Annotated in this window: 19 protein-coding genes and 2 pseudogenes; 5 read left to right on the plus strand and 16 right to left on the minus strand. The window is 49.6% G+C overall.

Annotated features, from left to right (window positions below):
* A pseudogene (locus tag ACN4EG_RS15575) lies at nucleotides 1-135 on the plus strand (IS110 family transposase); the annotation flags it as partial.
* A 94-nt stretch (nucleotides 136-229) separates the two neighbouring features.
* Here the strand turns inward: ACN4EG_RS15575 and ACN4EG_RS15580 are convergent.
* Together ACN4EG_RS15580 and ACN4EG_RS15585 are read right to left on the minus strand one after the other, a co-directional pair.
* On the minus strand, nucleotides 230-2,377 hold the full coding sequence (locus tag ACN4EG_RS15580; protein WP_431630755.1) for an NACHT domain-containing protein: 2,148 nt from the start codon (nucleotides 2,375-2,377) through the stop codon (nucleotides 230-232).
* A gap of 254 nt (nucleotides 2,378-2,631) precedes the next feature.
* Nucleotides 2,632-3,519: a DUF4058 family protein gene (locus ACN4EG_RS15585; protein ID WP_431630756.1), complete on the minus strand. Its 888-nt coding sequence runs from the start codon at nucleotides 3,517-3,519 to the stop codon at nucleotides 2,632-2,634.
* A 221-nt stretch (nucleotides 3,520-3,740) separates the two neighbouring features.
* On the opposite strand from ACN4EG_RS15585, the gene ACN4EG_RS15590 reads away from it, so the two are divergent.
* Nucleotides 3,741-4,985: a VWD domain-containing protein gene (locus ACN4EG_RS15590; protein WP_431630757.1), complete on the plus strand. Its 1,245-nt coding sequence runs from the start codon at nucleotides 3,741-3,743 to the stop codon at nucleotides 4,983-4,985.
* 179 nt (nucleotides 4,986-5,164) lie between these two features.
* Here the strand turns inward: ACN4EG_RS15590 and ACN4EG_RS15595 are convergent, their stop codons facing one another.
* The 4 genes from ACN4EG_RS15595 to ACN4EG_RS15610 all read right to left on the minus strand — a co-directional run bounded on the left by ACN4EG_RS15595 (nucleotide 5,165) and on the right by ACN4EG_RS15610 (nucleotide 8,236).
* Nucleotides 5,165-5,761: a CAP domain-containing protein gene (locus tag ACN4EG_RS15595; RefSeq protein ID WP_431630758.1), complete on the minus strand. Its 597-nt coding sequence runs from the start codon at nucleotides 5,759-5,761 to the stop codon at nucleotides 5,165-5,167.
* A gap of 459 nt (nucleotides 5,762-6,220) precedes the next feature.
* Complete coding sequence (locus ACN4EG_RS15600) at nucleotides 6,221-7,309, minus strand: ABC transporter ATP-binding protein (protein ID WP_431630759.1); 1,089 nt, start codon at nucleotides 7,307-7,309, stop codon at nucleotides 6,221-6,223.
* 116 nt (nucleotides 7,310-7,425) lie between these two features.
* Nucleotides 7,426-7,650 (minus strand): hypothetical protein, encoded by a 225-nt coding sequence (locus ACN4EG_RS15605; protein ID WP_431630760.1) that lies wholly within the window; start codon nucleotides 7,648-7,650, stop codon nucleotides 7,426-7,428.
* Entirely contained in the window at nucleotides 7,634-8,236 is a 603-nt protein-coding gene (locus tag ACN4EG_RS15610) for a Uma2 family endonuclease (protein ID WP_431630763.1), read from the minus strand. The genes ACN4EG_RS15605 and ACN4EG_RS15610 overlap by 17 nt, the downstream gene beginning before the upstream one ends.
* A gap of 244 nt (nucleotides 8,237-8,480) precedes the next feature.
* On the opposite strand from ACN4EG_RS15610, the gene ACN4EG_RS15615 reads away from it, so the two are divergent.
* Both ACN4EG_RS15615 and ACN4EG_RS15620 read left to right on the plus strand, forming a co-directional pair.
* Nucleotides 8,481-10,679, plus strand: a complete 2,199-nt coding sequence (locus tag ACN4EG_RS15615; protein ID WP_431630764.1) for a phosphoketolase family protein — start codon at nucleotides 8,481-8,483, stop codon at nucleotides 10,677-10,679.
* A 303-nt stretch (nucleotides 10,680-10,982) separates the two neighbouring features.
* Entirely contained in the window at nucleotides 10,983-11,474 is a 492-nt protein-coding gene (locus tag ACN4EG_RS15620; protein ID WP_431630766.1) for a type I restriction endonuclease, read from the plus strand.
* On the opposite strand, the gene ACN4EG_RS15625 is transcribed toward ACN4EG_RS15620, so the two are convergent.
* Nucleotides 11,471-12,058 (minus strand): Uma2 family endonuclease, encoded by a 588-nt coding sequence (locus ACN4EG_RS15625; RefSeq protein WP_431630768.1) that lies wholly within the window; start codon nucleotides 12,056-12,058, stop codon nucleotides 11,471-11,473. The two genes, ACN4EG_RS15620 and ACN4EG_RS15625, sit on opposite strands and share 4 nt — an antisense overlap.
* Nucleotides 12,059-12,399: 341 nt before the next feature.
* Here ACN4EG_RS15625 and ACN4EG_RS15630 point away from each other — a divergent pair, with 341 nt between their 5' ends.
* Nucleotides 12,400-12,549 (plus strand): hypothetical protein, encoded by a 150-nt coding sequence (locus ACN4EG_RS15630; protein ID WP_431630769.1) that lies wholly within the window; start codon nucleotides 12,400-12,402, stop codon nucleotides 12,547-12,549.
* A 59-nt stretch (nucleotides 12,550-12,608) separates the two neighbouring features.
* Here ACN4EG_RS15630 and ACN4EG_RS15635 read toward each other — a convergent pair whose 3' ends face one another.
* The 9 genes and pseudogenes from ACN4EG_RS15635 to ACN4EG_RS15675 all read right to left on the minus strand — a co-directional run bounded on the left by ACN4EG_RS15635 (nucleotide 12,609) and on the right by ACN4EG_RS15675 (nucleotide 17,721).
* Nucleotides 12,609-12,848: a DUF5615 family PIN-like protein gene (locus ACN4EG_RS15635; RefSeq protein ID WP_431630772.1), complete on the minus strand. Its 240-nt coding sequence runs from the start codon at nucleotides 12,846-12,848 to the stop codon at nucleotides 12,609-12,611.
* A gap of 47 nt (nucleotides 12,849-12,895) precedes the next feature.
* Nucleotides 12,896-12,940 (minus strand): annotated as a pseudogene (locus ACN4EG_RS15640) (hypothetical protein); the annotation flags it as partial.
* Entirely contained in the window at nucleotides 12,937-13,161 is a 225-nt protein-coding gene (locus tag ACN4EG_RS15645) for a DUF433 domain-containing protein (RefSeq protein WP_431630809.1), read from the minus strand. The pseudogene ACN4EG_RS15640 and the gene ACN4EG_RS15645, both read right to left, overlap by 4 nt.
* 477 nt (nucleotides 13,162-13,638) lie before the next feature.
* On the minus strand, nucleotides 13,639-13,965 hold the full coding sequence (locus tag ACN4EG_RS15650; RefSeq protein WP_431630773.1) for a hypothetical protein: 327 nt from the start codon (nucleotides 13,963-13,965) through the stop codon (nucleotides 13,639-13,641).
* 58 nt (nucleotides 13,966-14,023) lie between these two features.
* The gene (locus tag ACN4EG_RS15655) at nucleotides 14,024-14,914 is read right to left on the minus strand and encodes a hypothetical protein (protein ID WP_431630775.1); all 891 of its coding nucleotides are present in this window, start codon (nucleotides 14,912-14,914) and stop codon (nucleotides 14,024-14,026) included.
* A 350-nt stretch (nucleotides 14,915-15,264) separates the two neighbouring features.
* Nucleotides 15,265-15,471 (minus strand): hypothetical protein, encoded by a 207-nt coding sequence (locus ACN4EG_RS15660; RefSeq protein WP_431630776.1) that lies wholly within the window; start codon nucleotides 15,469-15,471, stop codon nucleotides 15,265-15,267.
* A gap of 10 nt (nucleotides 15,472-15,481) precedes the next feature.
* Nucleotides 15,482-15,736: a hypothetical protein gene (locus ACN4EG_RS15665; RefSeq protein ID WP_431630778.1), complete on the minus strand. Its 255-nt coding sequence runs from the start codon at nucleotides 15,734-15,736 to the stop codon at nucleotides 15,482-15,484.
* Between the two features lie 222 nt (nucleotides 15,737-15,958).
* Nucleotides 15,959-16,177, minus strand: coding sequence for a hypothetical protein (locus ACN4EG_RS15670; RefSeq protein WP_431630779.1), 219 nt, complete (start codon nucleotides 16,175-16,177; stop codon nucleotides 15,959-15,961).
* Nucleotides 16,178-16,740: 563 nt separating this feature from the next.
* Nucleotides 16,741-17,721 (minus strand): protochlorophyllide reductase, encoded by a 981-nt coding sequence (locus ACN4EG_RS15675; protein ID WP_431630781.1) that lies wholly within the window; start codon nucleotides 17,719-17,721, stop codon nucleotides 16,741-16,743.
* Nucleotides 17,722-18,303 lie beyond the last annotated feature (582 nt).

The following is an 18,303-nucleotide window of genomic DNA, read 5'->3' on the forward strand; positions in this document are numbered from 1 at the left end:
AAGGCCAAGAAGGTTGCGTTAGTGGCTTGTATGCGAAAGTTGCTGACGATTCTCAATGCCATGGTCAAGCAGGGAACCTTCTGGAACCCTGCGGCCATAGCTAATCCAGGGCAAGTTCTGCCCCAACCTACTTGACTTTCAAGATAATCGCTAGCCCCCCTTCAAAAGGGGGGAATAGGAGGAAATCAAAGATAGGTAGAGTAAAATCTCTACTTTTAGCCTGATTTCTTCAAAGTCCCCCTTTTGAAGGGGGATTTAGGGGGATCAGCAACGTCTCCTCAATTTCCTGCCGAACAGAGCGACTCACGTAACAATCACTGTTCAAACACTGCACCAGCAACAGGTTGGCATCATAGTATTGCTGGAGCAATTGCTTTTGCGATGCAGTAAATTGCCAGTCGTGACCAATATTACGATGGTTGATCATGACTTGTCGCAGTTCCTCTGTCCATTGTGAACCATTTGTCTTCCACCACTGCTTAAAGTTATTTAGGTTTTGCTTCGCTGCTGAAAACTGCCCAGATAGCTGCTGAAGCTGAAGCTTCAGATCGCTATCTGATCGGTCGAGGGCGAGGTCGAGGTCGAGGGCGAGGGCGAGGGCGCGGTCGAGGTCGCGGGCGAGGGCGAGGGCGAAATAATAGGCTCGGATAGCAGCGGGTTTGTAGGGGGCTTTCATAGATTGAGCTTTTTCATTGACCCATTGCAGAAATCGTTGAATTTTTTCATCGCCCGCTACCATGCCATCGATCTTGACTTTCATGGCCAATAGCAATTCATCGGCACTCCGCAGCATTTCCACTGTCAGAAAAAGCACCTCCCGCCAGCGCTTTTCCAGCATCTGCTCCACTAATTTTTGCCGTACAGTATTATCCCGTGATTCCGCAATTTCCCGTGCTGCAAAGTACTCCTGAAACGTCAGATGGGAAAAGGAATAAATCCCACTGGCCCGCTCCACCAATAACCCATGCTGCGCCTCGATGCTGCGTAACACTGCTTCACTATCTAAATGCAATGCCTCCGGATCGTCCTTTGCATCGGGCAAATTGCCAATGTAATCAGAAATATAATTCTCCAGAACCCGTCGCTTCAGGAAATATTCCTTCCGTTGAAAAGCGGTCAGTGCAATGGAACTAAGTAAATCTTCCTTGCGTTTGAGGGATAGTTTCTCGTAAACCTGTTCCCGTTGAATCTTACGTTTTCCATCCCATTTCTTAAGCAGTAGATCAATGCCTTCTTTATAGAGTTCTGCCCGATTTGCCGGAAAATCCACCGCATCCTCAAAAATTAAACATAGTAGCGTTAATAACAGTGGACTACTTGCCAATTCCTTAACAGGTTCATTTTCCTGTAACTTCTCTACCATCAAGTCGGCTCTAGCTGCATCCTCCTTCGCCCGGAACCAATTCCCCACAAATGTTTCAATTTGCGCATCATCAAAATCCGCCACCTCCACTTCCGTGAAAGTTTCCAAACTATAGTCCTTCGCGGCAATGCGGCAGGTCACCACCACTGCATTCTCCCCCAACCGCTGCACCAACGCCTGAATCTGCGCCAAAACCTGCTTTGTATCCTCTTCCCGGACTTCATCCAGTCCATCCAACAACACCAACCCCCGCCCCGCTTGTAGAATGACTTGCGCATACTGTCCCACGGTTTCCTGGGCAATATACCGAATTAGATCACTCCGTTCCGGTGATTCTGCAAAAGCTTTCAGCGTCACAAAGATCGGTACCCGATCGGCAAACAGATCCCCCGCCAAACATTGCATCGCCAAATATTTCAGAAACGTCGTCTTTCCGGCTCCCGGCTTACCCAACACCAACAAATTGCGATACTTCAGCACCGCATCCCGTCCCGGCACCCGCTTTTCCGTGACCTGTGACAACCCAAAGCGATCGAATTCCTCCAAATCGCAATCTCTTAGTAGATCATCCAGCCCCAGCCGTCGCCGCCCCAGCACCCGCTCCAGGATATTCACATTCGTATAAATGCCCCGATCGCCCGTCAGTTCGATCGGCTGCTCCATATCCAACACTCGCATTGTGCCGCACTGCTTCTGAATGTAGGGACGCACCGCCTCACGGGTCTGCTGCACCAAAGCTTGAATATCAACCTGCTCACCTTCTCTCTGGGAAGCCACAACCTCCGGAGTAGTCCCAGCGATTCCTGCAACTACCTGCCAATCTAAATTCAGCACTTCGCAAATCTGTACAAAAATGTCGTTGCTGACGTTTTTCCCTTTAAAAAAATTGTCAACTGGCTGTCGGCTGAGAGTGAGACGCTGCCTCAACGTGGTTCGATTCAACCGCATCCCCTTCAACGCAACCTTAGCCTGTTCAATTCCCTCAGGGGTCGCTTGCAACGATCGATCGGCCATAGCTTCCGCACAAAAAACTTGCGCCTATTCTATCGGATCAATCACAAGTCATCCACTCCACATACACAACTCATACACCGCACAAACCCAAGCCAGACAAGCCTTCAGCGATATTACAGGAGTCCATTCAACTACCGGAGATGACTCCCATGAAATTCAACCAAAAACCCCAAATGACCCAAAAAGCTGACTCAAAATCCAGCCTCGATCGGGAAGACGCTTGGATGCAAGTCATCGAATTTGCCGTCATTTTCCTAGCCACCTGGCTCAACCCCAGTGCCGGAGTGGGCATCTTTCTCCTCAAACTCTGCTTCCAAATCCTCAAAGTCCTGCGCCACCACCATCGTCCCTAACAACCCCTCCACCCACTCCCGATCCTCCGGCTGCAACGGCGGCGTCAGCGGTTGACTGTAATCGATCGCCCATTCCAACGCCGCCGCCTCATACACTCGCCGCAGCAACGCATTCAAATCCACGATCGGTTCCACATCCTCCCCCAGCAACGGCACCGGAAAACACGGCAACCCATCCCGCAAACTAAACGCATACAACTCCGCCAAAGACGGCCTGCGATCGCCCCCACTCCCCAGAACCCGCCCCCGCTGCTCCACCCGACTTACCAACACCCGATAATCCGACGCCACCTCCGGCTTCATCGGCATCGGCTCCCCACCCCGCAACAAATCAATCTCAATCAAATGACTCTGACTACTCAACACCTTCAGCCGCTTACTCAAATACTGATCTCGCCCCTCCCCCGATCGCTTATTCTTCGGCGACAACACCTCAATCACCGTCACCACCCGCCCCGTCGCCACCTCCCGCACCTCGATATACCGTTCGATCGTCGTTTCCGACTCCGGCAACTCCACCACCAGCGGTTGACTCAGCGTCAGCATTCCCGCCTCCGATCGCCCCTGGGAAAACCGCTCTCCCCCGATCGGTTGCCGCACCACCGCCACATCAGGAATCCCCACCAAAACCGACTCCTCATAAACCCGCTTTTCCACCGCCGCCCGGTATTTAGGCGTAATGCGTGAATTCAGCAGCCGTGCCAACTCCACAATCAACCAGGAATGCACCTCAGACCATAGAGCCGGAGTTTCCAGATAGGGATTCATTCCCGGAAAAGGCGACGGCATAAACCTAACCTCATAGAACCACCACTCCCACTATAAAACCTGAAAAAATCAAGCCTACAAAAACATTGCATAAGCTTCCCGGATTCCCCCTACATTGCCCTTGTATGGAACCTATAGGTGAATTTTCGGAGTTCCCTCCTGCCCAAAGGAGCAATCTTCAGAAAATAGCCCTCAATCACCATCACGCACATAACGTCTCAGTGAATTCCAACACACTAGCTATGCAAACCCTTCGACGATTTCGCCATACCATCCTCGCGATCGTAGCTGCCCTCGGCGCGATCGGCCTCGAAAGCCTCCTCCGTCGCGGGATGGCCCTCATCCTGAGCGCATTCATGCTCGGTGGCCCCACCCTCCCCGGCGAACTCGTCGCCAACGCCCAAGACCTCTCCGACGAACTCATCCCACCCACCCTACAACGCATCGCCAACTGCACCCTCAACGCCAGCGGCGATCTCAACCAAGGCCGCAGCTACGGCGACCCCCACATCAAAACCTTCGACGGCAAAACCTATAGCTTCCAAACCGTCGGCGAATTCCTCCTCGCCAAAGCCCAAAACAACCCCTTTGAAATCCAAGCCCGCCATACCCCCGTCAACCCCTCCCTCTCCCTCAACAGCGCCGTTGCTATGCGCATCTGCGGCGATCGCCTCAGCTTCTACACCCAAAACTTCCCCGACGGCGACAGCAGCCACGGCGTCTGGGTTAACGGCAAACCCATCACCGTCGGCGAAACCCCCATCACCCTCCCCACTGGCGGCGCGATCGCCCTCAAAGATAACCTCTACGTCATCAACTCCCCCACCGGAGAAAAAGTTACCCTCGCCAAATCCACCGTCCAACAACAAACCTTCTTCAACATCGCCGTTTTCATTCCCAACTCCCAAAGGAACCAAATGATCGGCCTGTTGGGTAACTTCAACGGCAACCCCAAAGACGACATGACCATTCGCGGCAAAGGCGTCCTCCCTGAACAATCCAGCTACGGCAATCTCAGCCAAGCCCTCAGCTTCGTCGGCGTCAGCACCGGCCCCGTCTCCCTCAGTGCCGCCGAACAACTGTACTTCAAGCAAATGTATAACGAATTTGGCAATAGCTGGCGCGTCTCCGCCACCGAATCCCTGTTCGACTATCCCCAGGGCATGACCACCGCCAAATTCACCGACCTGAAATTCCCCAACGAATACCTCACCCTCAATATGCTCGGTCGTCAGCGCATCGAAGCCGCCCAACAAACCTGCCAAAAAGAAGGCGTCACCGCTGACATGATGGAAGGCTGCATCTTCGACGTAGGCTTTTCCGGCTTCTCCGGCTTCGCCCGCACCACCGCCCAAGTCAACAGCTACCTCAAAACCGCCCAAGCCCTCTTCCCCGGCCTCGGCATCCCCACCGTTGAGCAAGCCGTCGATCGAGCCGTGGAAAAAGTCCGTCCTAAAGTTTGTCTTCCCTTCGTCGGTTGCCGTTAACACCATTGCATTTGTAACTAATTAGATTCACTAAAAAACCTCCTCATCCGATCCCGGAGAGGAGGTTTTTTGTAGCACAAGGATAGAAGGAGTAAGTTAACTAGCCGGGAATTATTTTAGGGATACACACGTGGCCGATATCAAGGGATATAGGCTTCGATCGAATTGGCTCGATCGTGTTAGCGCTTCTTAATAAAGATTTGGGTGAAGTAGATTTCACCTTTGGCATTTCGGCTGACACCAATTCCGGTGAGATTGAAATTGCCACGAATGTTCCGCAAGTGTCCTGGACTCTTGAGCCAGCCCTGTACTGCTTGCTTTGCTGGATCGGAATAGCCATAGTTGTAGGCCACATTCTCAGCCGCGCCACTCCAAGGAATCACCGCACCGATCGCCTTAATCCGTTGATCAAACCCTTGGTGGCCAAAGGGGACTTTCTTACTCGCCATGTTTTGGCTATGGATGCGAGACTGTTGCGTAATCGTACTATTGAGTACCAAGGGAGCTAACCCTTGACTCTTACGGTAGGCATTAATCTGGTTAAACACCGCCTGCTCCAAAGAGGCCGTCGTGGGCGCAGAAGTTGCTTGAGCAATGCGGACGGGCTGCTGCGCTTCCACTAAGGAAGTCATTTCAGCTTGCAGCGTGGGGGCGATCGTTGCTGACGTTTGGGCCGTAGGAGCCGCTGTGGTCGATCGGGCATGGACTGCTACGCCCAGAGATGTCCCCATTGCCAATAAAACACCTGCCACGCCAACGGAAAGAGGTCTAATCATTATTTCGATCTCCTTACAAATTGAACTCTTGGCAGATACACCTAAATACTCAGAGAGATTAAGAGAGACATGTTATGCAAGACGTTTTCTGAATCAGCAATTCAGTCTGCGTCATTTGCCCCTCTAATTGTGCGGAATGCTGCTGCAATTGCCAACCGTGTTATGCCACTAATGCAATTGGGTTGGGACTACGATGCATGATTTTTCGAGTTTGTGACTGCTAATTTTTGTAATTGTAATGGCTCGATCGGGCATTCTGACAGCATTTCACTTCTGGTTCGCAAGCTTGCACTGTTTGTGCTTCCCGTTTAGCCACTTTATGATCTGGCACGCGATCGGGCACCGAATTCCTGGTCTAAATCTCTAGCCTTTCAATACCATTCAGCCTCGCGATCGTTGGATTGGTTGGGCAGAAATCAAGCTTGGGTTAAGTTGGGGTTAATTCCAGTCGATTTGGGGTTAGGCCAAGGGGTAAATCCGATCGCCCGTTGCGGGGTCAAATATAAAGAGTTGATTGGGATCGAGGGCAATGGGTAAGCGATCGCCCACTTGCAAAGCTTGGTCGATCGGTACAATCAACATCAATGCGGTATTTGCCCCCTGCACCCGCACCAAGGTTTCCCGACCCAGTGGTTCAATCACGTCGATCGTGGCGTGGAAATGGGGATTTGTCGAATTAATTGTGAGATATTCTGGCCGAATGCCTAAATCGTAGGTCTGGCCCGATCTCAAAGTTTCCGGCAGCGCCACCGATCGTCCAGTTTCCCCCAGCGTGAACGATTGCCCCTCCACCTGCCAACGATCGCCCAAAAACTGAGCGGGCAAAATATTCATCGGCGGACTGCCCAGAAACGTTGCCACCATACGATTGGCGGGTTGGTTGTAAATCGTTTGTGGATCGCCAATTTGCTGAACTTGCCCCCGATCGAGCACCACAATGCGATCGGCCAGGGTCATCGCTTCCGTTTGGTCGTGGGTGACGTATACCGTGGTAATGCCCAAACTCTGGTGCAATCGCTTCAGTTCTGTGCGCGTGTCATCCCGCAGTTGCGCATCCAAATTCGACAGTGGTTCATCTAAGAGAAAGAGCTGGGGTTGCCGCACGATCGCCCGTCCCAGGGCCACCCGCTGCTGTTGCCCACCGGAGAGTTGTTTCGGTTTACGATCGAGCAATGGCGCAATCTCCAAAATCTCCGCCACTTCCTGCACGCGGCTTTGCATCGTAGCTGCATCCACCTTGCGCATTTTGAGGCCGAAGGAGAGATTTTCGCGCACAGTCATGTGGGGATAGAGTGCATAATTTTGGAACACCATGGCCACATCCCGCTGCCGCGCCGGAATCTCATTGACCCGTCGATCGGCGATATACAGATCTCCGCCCGTTGGCGTTTCCAATCCCGCCAGCATTCGCAAAATCGTAGACTTCCCGCACCCCGAAGGCCCCACCAAGACCCAAAACTGCCCATCGGGAATCGTAAAACTCACTTCCCCGACCTGAGATCCGCCCGAAAACTGACGAACTAATTTTTCTAGGCGTACTGTTGCCATTGCAAATCTTCACCGTCTTTTGATAATTTCACCATTTTAGAAACTATTCATTGATACTAAAAATTCTTGATTTTATTTTTTAAGCTATCAAAACTAAACGTTGGTATCCAGTAGAATTATTTGAGATATCCCCAATCCTCTTCATCCACGATCGGACTAACAATATCCCCAATAGTTTCTCCCTTACCTGCAATCAAGGGTGATGGCGATCGACGTTTGATTGCAGTAACCTCTGTTGCTTCCAAAATGGTCACAATGACGCGAGCAGACTTTTCCATAGGCTTATCCTGTAGCCACTTAAATTGGCCATCTTCATAAATTGCCTCATAGCTTTTCAACATCGGCTTCTCCTAGCAACTCCAGATTTTCATACAGATCTGCCAACATAATTTCAGTCGCTACAGTAGACAAAATAACTTTATCACTTCGATTATTGTATTCAGTAAATAGCCATTGGTTTTCCCGTTGTTTAACGTAATGTTCAACATGAAATTGGTACTGATCGATCAACAAATACTCTTGGAAAGTTGGTATCGATCGGTAGGCTGCAAATTTTTCATCTCTATCGTAGGCTTTGGTCGATTCTGATAGCACCTCCGCAATCACGATCGGATTCATCACCGTATCCTTGCGGCCTGGTTGCAACTCCACCGGACGCGGCACAATCATGATATCGGGATAGGTATAGAGATTGCTAGCGGGCACCCAAAGTCGCTGATCGGTCACAAAAATACTGTAGGGCTGGCTTTTCAGGGCAGATTTCAGTCGGAAAAGCAGATTGCCGACAATTTCATTATGGGCTGGGGTTCCGCCAGTCCTGGGGACAATCTCTCCACTACGAAATTCATGGCGCGTTTGCGACTGGACTTCCCGCTCCAGATACGCTTCCGCTGTATAAAGTTGAGGTGAGGCAGTAGTCACTGTCATACCCGATCGACCTCCATAAACCAGACATTCCCTGCAACCTTATCCTCCTACTAGCTCAATTCTGACGCACTTTTACCCCGCTAGGCTGATCGATCGCCTCTCTGCCAATCATTCGGTTTTCTAGCCCTTACCATAGGTTTCTCTGAGGACAATGATTAGAAACCCCAAGCAAGAAAAGCAAAATTTTGTTAAGCAAGGTGTGTACCATGGTTTATTGACTCTTTTGAAGCATTAGGTACCCACCATGACCGCAACCTCCGCTTCGATGCCCGCATTCTGTGAAGGCATTCAGTACTTTGGTCAACAGCCCCAAGGGTTCGATCAGTACGGCAAAACCCCCGCGATCGCCCCAGGATCCAAGGCCGTCAATCCCACGGATCCTGCCGCTGCCTACCAAACCCTGCTCTATGCCGACGCACTGCGGTATCTCATCCTCCAGATGACGGGCAGCAAAGCCTCGGGACACCCCGGCGGATTTGCCAGCCAAGCGGAAGCCTATGCCGCCCTGGTCATGTTGGGCCATAAAAACTTTGTCACTGAAGTTGGCCACCATGCCCCCGGTTTCTACTCCGCCATGTTCCTGGACAAGTCCCTAGAAGACATGGGCATCAACACCGTGCAAGATCTGCGCGATCGCTTCCGGGAACGTCATGGCTTACTGGGTCACCTCTCCGGCCAAATTCCCGGCCTGCTGGCTCCGGCGGGTCCCCTGGGCCAGGGCCAACACTTTGCCATGGCCGGTGCATTTCTCCATCCCGGCGTCCTGTTCCCCTGCACGATCGGCGATGGTGGCCTGGGCGAACCCTACATCATGAGCGCGATCGCCCACTTCAACACCGCCTACCCCACGGTGACCAACTTCCTGCCTATTCTGGTCTGGAACGGCTATTCCCAGGAGCACCACAGCATGGTGTCCCTCAAGTCCAACCAAGCCATGACGGATTACTGGGCAGCCCACGGGTTTGCAGAAGTGGTGTTGATCGATGCGAAGGATTTCGACGACCAAAACCAGCCCGGAGACTACGTTGATAGCACGATGTTCTCCTTTGAGCAGCGGTTGGCCTTTGGGCAGGCGGTTCTGGCCGCAGCGGATAAAGCGGCCCAATCGGCTCTGGGTGGTAAGCTGACGGTGCTGATCATCAAGCAACTCAAGGGTGCAGGCGTTCACGCACGGGGAGCCAAATCTCACAACCTCTACGCCCACCACACCCTAGACAATCCCGACCTGATCGCCGGGATGCAGTCCTGTGCCCTCTCCCCAGAAGCCTGGGATCTCGTGCGCACCAACTGCGAACGGGCAGGCGGTGGCCCCGCTAGTAAAACCGTGGTGACCGAGTTTGTCCGGCCTTTACCCGACCTAGGCAAATTGCCCTTGGAAGAATTCGCGATCGGGGGTGATGCCAAGGTTTCCACCACGGTTATGGGGCAACTGGTGGGCTATGTGGGTAAGCAGGATGGTGCATTTGTCGTCACCAACGCCGATGGTAACGAAGCCTCGGGTATGGCGAACATCAACCAGACTTTGAAAATCATTCACCCTACGGAAGATCCACTGTACAACCAGCATCCCGGTGGTCAGGTCTATGAACCGTTGAATGAAGATGCCTGTGCGGGCTTTGCTGCTGCCCTGGCGTTGTTTGGCGGTCGTAGTCTCTGGTGTTCCTACGAATCCTTTGCGATCAACGGGCTTCCCATTTGGCAAACCGTCACCCAAGCCATGGCGGAACTGCGCCGTCCCACGCCCTCGACGATTACGCTGTTTACCGCCGGGGCACTGGAACAGGGCCGCAACGGCTGGACGCACCAACGCCCGGAGGTGGAAGCCTACTTCGCTGCCATGATGCGCAATGGGAATGTGTTCCCCGTTTTCCCACCGGATGCTAACAGTATCCAAGTCTGCTATGACTGGGCCTTGGGCACTTCCAACAAAGGTGTGGTGATTACGGCTAGCAAATCTCCGTTACCGATTCGGACAACGTTTGCCCAAACGCAGGAAGGATTGCAAAAGGGTGGTGTTGTTCTCCACGAAAGCAACGGAAGCAAGAAAGTTACGTTTGCCGTGGTGGGTGATATGATTCTCAATCCGGTATATGCCGCTGCGCAACAGTTGGAAGCCCAAGGTTACGGGGTTCGCATCGTCTCAGTGATTAATCCCCGTCGTCTCTATCGGCCTACGGATGTGCTGTGGGAAACTACGTCGGATCCCGATGGCAATTTCTTGGATGATGCAGAATTTGAAGCGTTGTTTGGTGGCGATGCGGTGATTGGTGTGACGGGTGGCCCTGCCAATATGCTGGAGCCGATTATGCTGCGCAGTTCTGTGAAGCGGGATGTCGTCTCCTGGAAGCGCGGGGAAACCACGGCTTCTGCGGGCGAGTTAATGGCACTGAATGGTATTACGGCGGAAACGTTGGTGGCTCGATCGATCCAATTAGCGGGTTAAAACGTAGCGGTTACATGTCGGTTCGATCGAACCTCTAAATTCAACTAACACGAAGTCCCTAGAAGTACCCTCCTGGTTTTCCTAGGGACTTTGTGCGTTGTACCCGCTGAATTGAAGCAGGGGGTATTGAAGCAGAGAGTACGGGATCGATCGCGAGGTTCAAAAGCTTGCAAAATCAGCGAGTGCTCAAATTAATCGCATCACTTGTCCGATCGAACCGTCTAATACCTCATTTATTTTATGTCGATTGCCCTTACTGATACTATTACAACGCTGGCTGAAGCAGAGTGACAATTTAAGCTGTTGCGAACGGAAGATGGAGCGTTTTTCCCAGAATGGCAGACTCAGTTACCGGAACTGTCTGACACTGAGCGATCGGCGTTGGAGGAGTTGCGGCGGCGCTATCTCTATCAACGATCGCAAAGTCACCTGTTAGAAGGGACGGTTAAGCTGTTGCTGGCTTCGTTGCTGGCTTCTCCCTTGCTGGCGATCGCGGGGTTTTATGATCTGCCGTTTCGGGTGCGGGCGGAGGAATCGGTACAGTTGACGCTAGAGGATAGGGAAGAAGTATTGCAAGGGCGAATGGATGTCCTAGTTCTAGTGAATCAGTTTTGGGTGGTGGTTTTGGAGTCTAAGAAAACGGCGTTGTCGGTATGGACGGCATTGCCGCAAACTCTGGTGTACCTAATGGCTAATCCTCATCCAGGGCAACCTAGTTTTGGGTTGGTGGCTAATGGGGATGAGATTCTGTTTATCAAGTTGGTGCAGCAAGAGCGACGGCTGTTTGAAGATTAAACGGATTCGGGTTCTGGGGTGAGGGTTAAACCGCGATAGATCTGTTCGATCTCAAAACTCAAGTTAATGCTTTTGAGTTCAAGGGTGTCGCCTGCCTGGTAGTTAGTGATCACCCAGTCGCCTGCTTCATTTTTGTGGTACAAGTCTATTTCGATGCTGGTGGAACTGACTAACAGATAGTCAATCAGCATGGGGTTTTGGCGATATATACGAAATTTTCCACCACGGTCGTAGGCTTCGGTGCTGGGGGAGAGAACTTCAACAATGAGGCAGGGGTAGGTGATGTATTGGGTGGTGGTTTTGTCGCGATCGTCGCAGGTGACGCTGGCGTCGGGGTAGGTGTAGTTGTTGGCGTTCAGAATATTGACTTTTATATCGGAGTTGCCAACAATGCAGTCGCTATTTGTTAGGTGACTGTCGAATAGAGCCGTTAGCTTGATGGCAATGCGGCCATGATTGATGCTACCACCGGTCATGGCATAGACTTGGCCGTCGATCAGTTCGTGTTTCTCTAGCTGCTTTTCTTCCCAAGCGAAGTATTCTTCGGGGGTGAAGTGGCGGGCGGTGTCTTTGGCTGCAACCATAGTTTTAGCTCCTGGAGATATGGCCAGCGCAGTTTTAGGCTGTTTGTTCTAGATTTTAACAATTTAGACAAACATTGGTTGGAGGAAGCCTTTTTGGAATTGTTCGGTTGGTTCGATCGTACGGGAGAGGGCGATAATTTTGGGCGCGATCGCATTGCTCTTGCACGTTCTTGCAGCGATCGCGGCGCATGATGGAAATTACCTGAAACACAACAGCACTGCTGACAATGGATGAGTGAACAGTGCGTTGAGCAGGACGGTATTCAAACAATGTTACAAGTGAAGGATGTGAATTCAGTGAGATGGATTGTGGAGGTGATGATTGATGCAAACTCCATGAGTTGAGTCCAGCGCAATTATGGCAGCTTGGCATCGAGGCTTTGGTGAAGGCGTTATGTGCGGTGGGAATGGCGCGTTTTTTGCAGCAATTTGATCGGGGCAGTGGAGATTACACTCGAGATCGCGATTCGCTTTTGGATGGCATTACCTGAGAAGATGCGATCGCTCAAATTAAGCAAGCTCGCGAGTGAAAAGGCCAAAAGATGACGGTTCAGTAGAGTGTGAGAACGCCGATCGATGAGTCTTGAGCGAGTCGTTGAATCATGTCTGTTGCCGATCGGACGATCTGTGCAATGGCTTGGGTTGAACAATTACCGCGACGAATCCAAATAACTTTGGGTGGAAAACCGCGCATCAGGCTGAGGTCGTTGTAGTCGGAGTCTCGAGTGACGATCGTGAAATCATTTTGAGTAGCGTAGTCCCAGATTTGCTGATCGTTAGCCTGATCCATGCCCAGTAAAAGACGTGCTGGGAGTTGGGATGAATGTCAGCCAGGAGATTGACCAGGCGCGGGGAGAGGTTGTGGTCAAACAGAAGCTTCATGCGGCAATCGTTAGGGTTTTCTGCTCACGATCAGCGGCATAGGCAAGGCAGGCAAGGATATCGGTGGGGGTGAGGTACGGAAAATCTGCCAGGATTTCCTCGGTGGTCATGCCGGAGGCGAGGTAAGAAAGGACATCATAGACGGTGATGCGCATGCCGCGAATACAAGGTTTGCCACTGCGTTTACCCGGTTCGAGGGTGATGATGTCTTGGTAGTTCATGGGGATTGCGATGGGAGTCCGATCGCCTATCATTTTAGCAAGTCGAACGCTCCCAAAAACACTGTGAGATCGCAGCGATCGCATTGCTCTTTCACGTCCTTGCAGCGATCGCGGCGCATGATTGAAATTACCCGATGCTCATGAGTGTTGATTGAAATACTTTGAAGCCCATCGGGATCTGTTATTTGAGTAACAACGTCGATCATCTCAGGAGCTATTTAAATGCTCCAATAAGCTTGTTATTAGTAGCTCTTAACTCCGTTAACAGATAAGAGACTGTATTAATCCATTGCTTATAGATCGATTATAGTCAATACATCCCTTTTCCATTCTTCATCAGAAGGATAGAAACAACAGACGACCATATGGTAACTATTTGGGATTTTGTACGTCACTACGATCTAGCACGACAATGCAAGTTAGGTCTTGCTTAATACCGTACAATTCTCTCTACCCTGCTCTTCTGGGCAGTACGATTTATTGAGCTTCAAACCAACCTCTTACAGCTTCAATACCTATCCCTAAAGGAGCAAATAAAACTTTCGCTGCTTCTAAACCTGCTTCCTTCAGAGCATTACTGAGCCGAGCTTTAAAAGTTGGATTGTGCTGAATTTCTTGTTGAATAGCCACTTCAAGGTTTATAGGGTTAGATTGCTGTAGTTGGCCTAACAATTCTTGAATCTCGGAAACAGCTTCTACTGAAGATTGTGAATTGAGATTAAGAATGAAGTCACCCTCCACATTACCAGTAATTGCTGTAATGGGCGCATTAAACTGCATTGAAACCTTTGAAATATCTGACATAATTTCTTTCTTGATGCGAAACCACTCAACCAGTATTTAATTATTGTAACTGTTGAAACTACTCAGATAAAGAAGAAATAGTAAAGTTACCCTGCACATTGCCTGCAACGGCTCCTACTGAATTTTGGAAAACATTATTAACATTAATGCTTTGAACAAATACATCTAAAGTTTCTATAGGCAATCCTTCTTCCTTAAAGACATCGCGAACAGCCATCACTCCAATATTAAGAGTACTCTTTAGGAACATCATTATATCGTCAGCACCAAAAGAACCAACGTGAAGAGAGCCTTGAAATGCTTGACGAAAAGCTATAGAGACTGGCTTCTTAGGATCTTGAACCATTCTTTTAATAACACCCCACCAACATGAAACCAGCAAACAAGGAAAAATTACCCACCATAATAAGTCAGTGAAGCTATGAAATTCGCTAGAACTACTATTACCCGAAAAACTACTGAAAATGGTAAAAAAATGTAGGATAAGTGGAAGTAGAGTAAGTACAGAAAGACATATCAAAAGCCTCCACAATATAGCTGACCATTTGACTCTTCCAAGCATGTAAGCATTAATACCTACGTACAAATGATCGCCATAGCTATGAAATCTCATAAATACTGTTGCTCGTGCACTATCATGACGTGCTTCTCGAGTAACAACAATATAAACACGCTCATCTTTACAAACTGCATGATTTTCTAAGGCTACATACTCATACTTGGTTAGAGAAACTTTAGCGTCCTCTAAACTACCACCATTTATCTTTTCGAAGACTCTACTATAAAGCTTGTGAGAAATAGCTTCAACTTTACTACGTTTGACTGGGTAAATCTGATAAAGGCTAAAGTTAGGTAATTCTGTACCAGCATCATCAGTTGGATCTGATAATTGGAACAAATTTGTGCCAATAGAAATAGTTTTAGAAATATGTAAGGTTTGATAATCCATATGTTTTATAAGTCACTCCTTATATTTTACTAAGTCACCCCTTACCTAAAAGGATAACTGAACTATACGTAAAGACTAAAAATCTTCAATATTTATTAATGCTTGAAAATAAATCTATTAGTAAACACTAACTGACGAAGAAAGTAGATTTGAGTTAGTACGTTCGAATAAGCAATCTTGCTCTGTTATAATCAGTCCCCATGTAATTCTAATTATTCCTGTTCATAAAACTCTAAGTTAGAGGAATAACTTAATACAAATCTGTGTGAAGCTGCATATGATCAATGCCCTGAAAAGGTCATCCTGTCTGATATTATTCTGTGTGGCTTCACATAAAATTAGTATAAAATCTATTTTGAACAATACTTTTCCCGATCGGGTTTGCAATCGACAAAACCCAAGGCATCCTCATCCAAAAAACTTGCGATCGCCATCTCCACCACTGCTTCAATCGGATATTCAATTTCTACCGCACGGGTCATTAGAGCAGTTCGTATCCGTTCCGGTAAACGTCCTAAAATAACTTCAGCAGCAGCAGGAGATAACCGATCTTCCATAGCTTGTAGACTACCTCTTCGTAATAGGAAATGCCCTATAGTTGTCATAAACACTCATTTCAGGGCTATCCCAATCCTCAGCAAAAGTTGATAAACTCGCACGCAATACTTCTGCTTGCTCCGGGTCGATCGCTTGAGCCTTTAAATCAATATCGCTGGATTTGACAAAAGTAACAATAACCCAGGTACCTTCAGGCACATTTGTGGGATTTTCTTTGAGTTCTATGCGCCCATCACGGTAAATGCCTGCAACACTCGTTAGCATTTGGATTTCCTCAAAGCAGGTGGACGAAAAGCCAGTCTCCTCTTCGTCATTATAAGCTAGAGCCTTGATGGATGGGGGAGTTCAGCCGATCGTACCAACGCAACCTATGGAAATTGAGCTTGCATCAAGGTACAGAGTTCCACCCCATCGCAACGCTAAAAGCAACACCCACAGGCCACCCACGCCTCCAAGCAACCTGCGGAATGAATCATCCTTCCACCGTTAACGCTGACGTTCGCGACTCAATATGCTGATGTATTGCCCATCAGAATGAACGATCTTCATCGGCTGACTCCAATGAATCCTGTCTGCAATGCGATGGACATGCAATTGATTAATCGTATCCTGAATGAATTCTGGATGACCGATTAAATGGAACTGTAAGCGTTGTTTCTCATGTTGAACCGAACGATCGCTCCGATCGCTAGAACCTTTCGCCATAATTGAGCTTCTCCTTGGTGTAGTGAATCCCATCCCTGCTGCAATCTTGCTCCCTTCGCCTGCGTGCGGGAGAAGGGTTGGGGATGAGGGCAGTCCTAAGAAGCCCAAAAATTTAGAGCCACCCCGTTTGACATCACAAACAAGAGTGGCTCGATCGAATGTTAAAATTCTCAACAAGCCGCCTTGCTGGCTTCTCAGCGAGGGGGAATAGCTACTTGGGGTTGTGACAGCAATCCCGAGTAGTGGCCTAAATTTTTGGAACCTAGCGACCCCATGCTTCATAACAAACCGTCTCACGAAAGAAGGATGTCCATGGCAATCGCTTAAGAAACAAGGCTACTGACAAACCACCGCCGCTGTCAATCGTATTTTAAAAAATCAATCAAGTATCATTCAGCACCCGTACAGTTGAGCCAACGCTTCCCCTCAACGCATGCGATCGACTGCTACAAAAACTCCCTCAACATCGTCGCAGCGATAGTCGCCTAACGGGTCAAGGGAGAATAGTCTCAGTTTAAGTCTTGGAAAAATAGTCTTAGAAAATTAGTCTTGAAAAATCTAGCTTACCGAGCCGCAGCCACAGCCCCCAGACCCACCAGATTCATCGTCAAATCCCACATGCGACGCGCATTTTCATCATCCCGCGCCTGGGGAGACACCCGCTGCACAAACGACTGACCATCCTTGCGTTGACGGTTGCCCCAGCTCCAATAAGCCCCGGACTGCTTGTACTCCGGATCAGCCAGCACCATCGCCACCCGATCGCCCGCCAACTCCTGGCTGACATAACCACCCGTGATGTTCTTTTGGAACAGGGGGAACAGCTTTTGGAACAGCGGATAGTGGTTGCGGAACAGCGGCGTATCCGCCACACAACCGGGATAAAGCGAAACGAACGTAATCCCCGTCGAGTTGTGGTAACGGCGGTGCAGTTCCCGCATCGTCAGCACATTACACACCTTACTTTCTTTGTAAGCCCGCACAGGTTCAAACTTATCGCCCTTCGCCATGGTAATCGGCGCTTTGAACCCAGCCGCAAAGCCATCGAAGTTACCCACATCAGGACGGGGCGGAATCTTGCCACCCAGTTCATCGGGGTTATGGGTCACCGTACCCAAAATCACCATCCGTCGATCGGAATAGGTCGATTTCTTCATATCCTCCAGCATTAAGTTGCACAGGAGGAAATGGCCCAAATGATTGGTCGCCATCGTCAACTCATAGTTCTCCGGGGAAAAGAGCGGCTCCTTCAACAACGGCATATAAATAGCCGCATTGCAGATCAGCCCATCCAGCGATCGGCCCAAGGCCCGGAAATTAGCAACAAACTGGCGCACACTGGTCAAAGACGCCAAATCCAATTGCATGATCGTATAGCTCTCTTGAGGAAAGCCTAACTCGTTGGCAGTGGCTTCGGCCTTACCCAAGCTACGATTCGCCAAAATGACATGCCAGCCTCGATCGATCAACGACTTCGCTGCATATAAACCGACACCCGATGTCGTTCCTGTAATCACGACCGTTGGCTTTTGATCTTGTCCCATTGGTTCAAACTCCGTTGATCGTCCTTGTTTCTCTTAAATGATTTCGTTTCGAGGTCTCACCCCAGTCAGAGCCCTTCGGGGTGTCTATCAGTTTTCTAACCCGTTTAGGGATCCTATTTCAAGATGCTAGACAAATCGATGCAATTCTTTATGGAAGCCTAGGGGTAAACCCGGAAAACCCAGAGGGAAGCGCCTTTAAAGCCGTTGATCCCGGATTGTCTAGCCAGCCTCAGCCCTCGTTTTAGGCATCGTGGCCAGGGATAGGGCCTCAGGGAGGGGATCTGGGCCCAGCGGACGCAGCCATGGCATCGATCGCGTTAACCCCAATCTCCCTAAATCCTTATCTAACAAAGCTTTCACATCGTTCCCCAGGAGAAAGTTCCCAGTGACTCAACTTTTTTGTCTATTGTTCTTATATTTTATTTTTGATTATATAAATCTATTTTTTTCATAGAAAATAGACTTCAGAGTTTAGATAACCCTAATTTGAAATCAATCCACCTTAAAAATCACAATTCATTTCATTTTTGAGCCTTTCCATGGTTTACCGATCCTGAATCATGGACAATAATGCTTGTCATA

This window comes from Alkalinema pantanalense CENA528, from assembly GCF_050753345.1.
Taxonomy (GTDB): domain Bacteria; phylum Cyanobacteriota; class Cyanobacteriia; order Leptolyngbyales; family Leptolyngbyaceae; genus Alkalinema; species Alkalinema pantanalense.

Coding starts and splice junctions, on each gene's coding strand:
- ACN4EG_RS15580 (WP_431630755.1), bottom strand. CDS start 2,377: ATGGCCGATCGATCGTTGCAAGCGACCCCTGAGGGAATTGAACAGGCT.
- ACN4EG_RS15585 (WP_431630756.1), bottom strand. CDS start 3,519: ATGCCGTCGCCTTTTCCGGGAATGAATCCCTATCTGGAAACTCCGGCT.
- ACN4EG_RS15590 (WP_431630757.1), top strand. CDS start 3,741: ATGCAAACCCTTCGACGATTTCGCCATACCATCCTCGCGATCGTAGCT.
- ACN4EG_RS15595 (WP_431630758.1), bottom strand. CDS start 5,761: ATGATTAGACCTCTTTCCGTTGGCGTGGCAGGTGTTTTATTGGCAATG.
- ACN4EG_RS15600 (WP_431630759.1), bottom strand. CDS start 7,309: ATGGCAACAGTACGCCTAGAAAAATTAGTTCGTCAGTTTTCGGGCGGA.
- ACN4EG_RS15605 (WP_431630760.1), bottom strand. CDS start 7,650: ATGTTGAAAAGCTATGAGGCAATTTATGAAGATGGCCAATTTAAGTGG.
- ACN4EG_RS15610 (WP_431630763.1), bottom strand. CDS start 8,236: ATGACAGTGACTACTGCCTCACCTCAACTTTATACAGCGGAAGCGTAT.
- ACN4EG_RS15615 (WP_431630764.1), top strand. CDS start 8,481: ATGACCGCAACCTCCGCTTCGATGCCCGCATTCTGTGAAGGCATTCAG.
- ACN4EG_RS15625 (WP_431630768.1), bottom strand. CDS start 12,058: ATGGTTGCAGCCAAAGACACCGCCCGCCACTTCACCCCCGAAGAATAC.
- ACN4EG_RS15635 (WP_431630772.1), bottom strand. CDS start 12,848: ATGGATCAGGCTAACGATCAGCAAATCTGGGACTACGCTACTCAAAAT.
- ACN4EG_RS15645 (WP_431630809.1), bottom strand. CDS start 13,161: ATGAACTACCAAGACATCATCACCCTCGAACCGGGTAAACGCAGTGGC.
- ACN4EG_RS15650 (WP_431630773.1), bottom strand. CDS start 13,965: ATGTCAGATATTTCAAAGGTTTCAATGCAGTTTAATGCGCCCATTACA.
- ACN4EG_RS15655 (WP_431630775.1), bottom strand. CDS start 14,914: ATGGATTATCAAACCTTACATATTTCTAAAACTATTTCTATTGGCACA.
- ACN4EG_RS15660 (WP_431630776.1), bottom strand. CDS start 15,471: ATGGAAGATCGGTTATCTCCTGCTGCTGCTGAAGTTATTTTAGGACGT.
- ACN4EG_RS15665 (WP_431630778.1), bottom strand. CDS start 15,736: ATGCTAACGAGTGTTGCAGGCATTTACCGTGATGGGCGCATAGAACTC.
- ACN4EG_RS15670 (WP_431630779.1), bottom strand. CDS start 16,177: ATGGCGAAAGGTTCTAGCGATCGGAGCGATCGTTCGGTTCAACATGAG.
- ACN4EG_RS15675 (WP_431630781.1), bottom strand. CDS start 17,721: ATGGGACAAGATCAAAAGCCAACGGTCGTGATTACAGGAACGACATCG.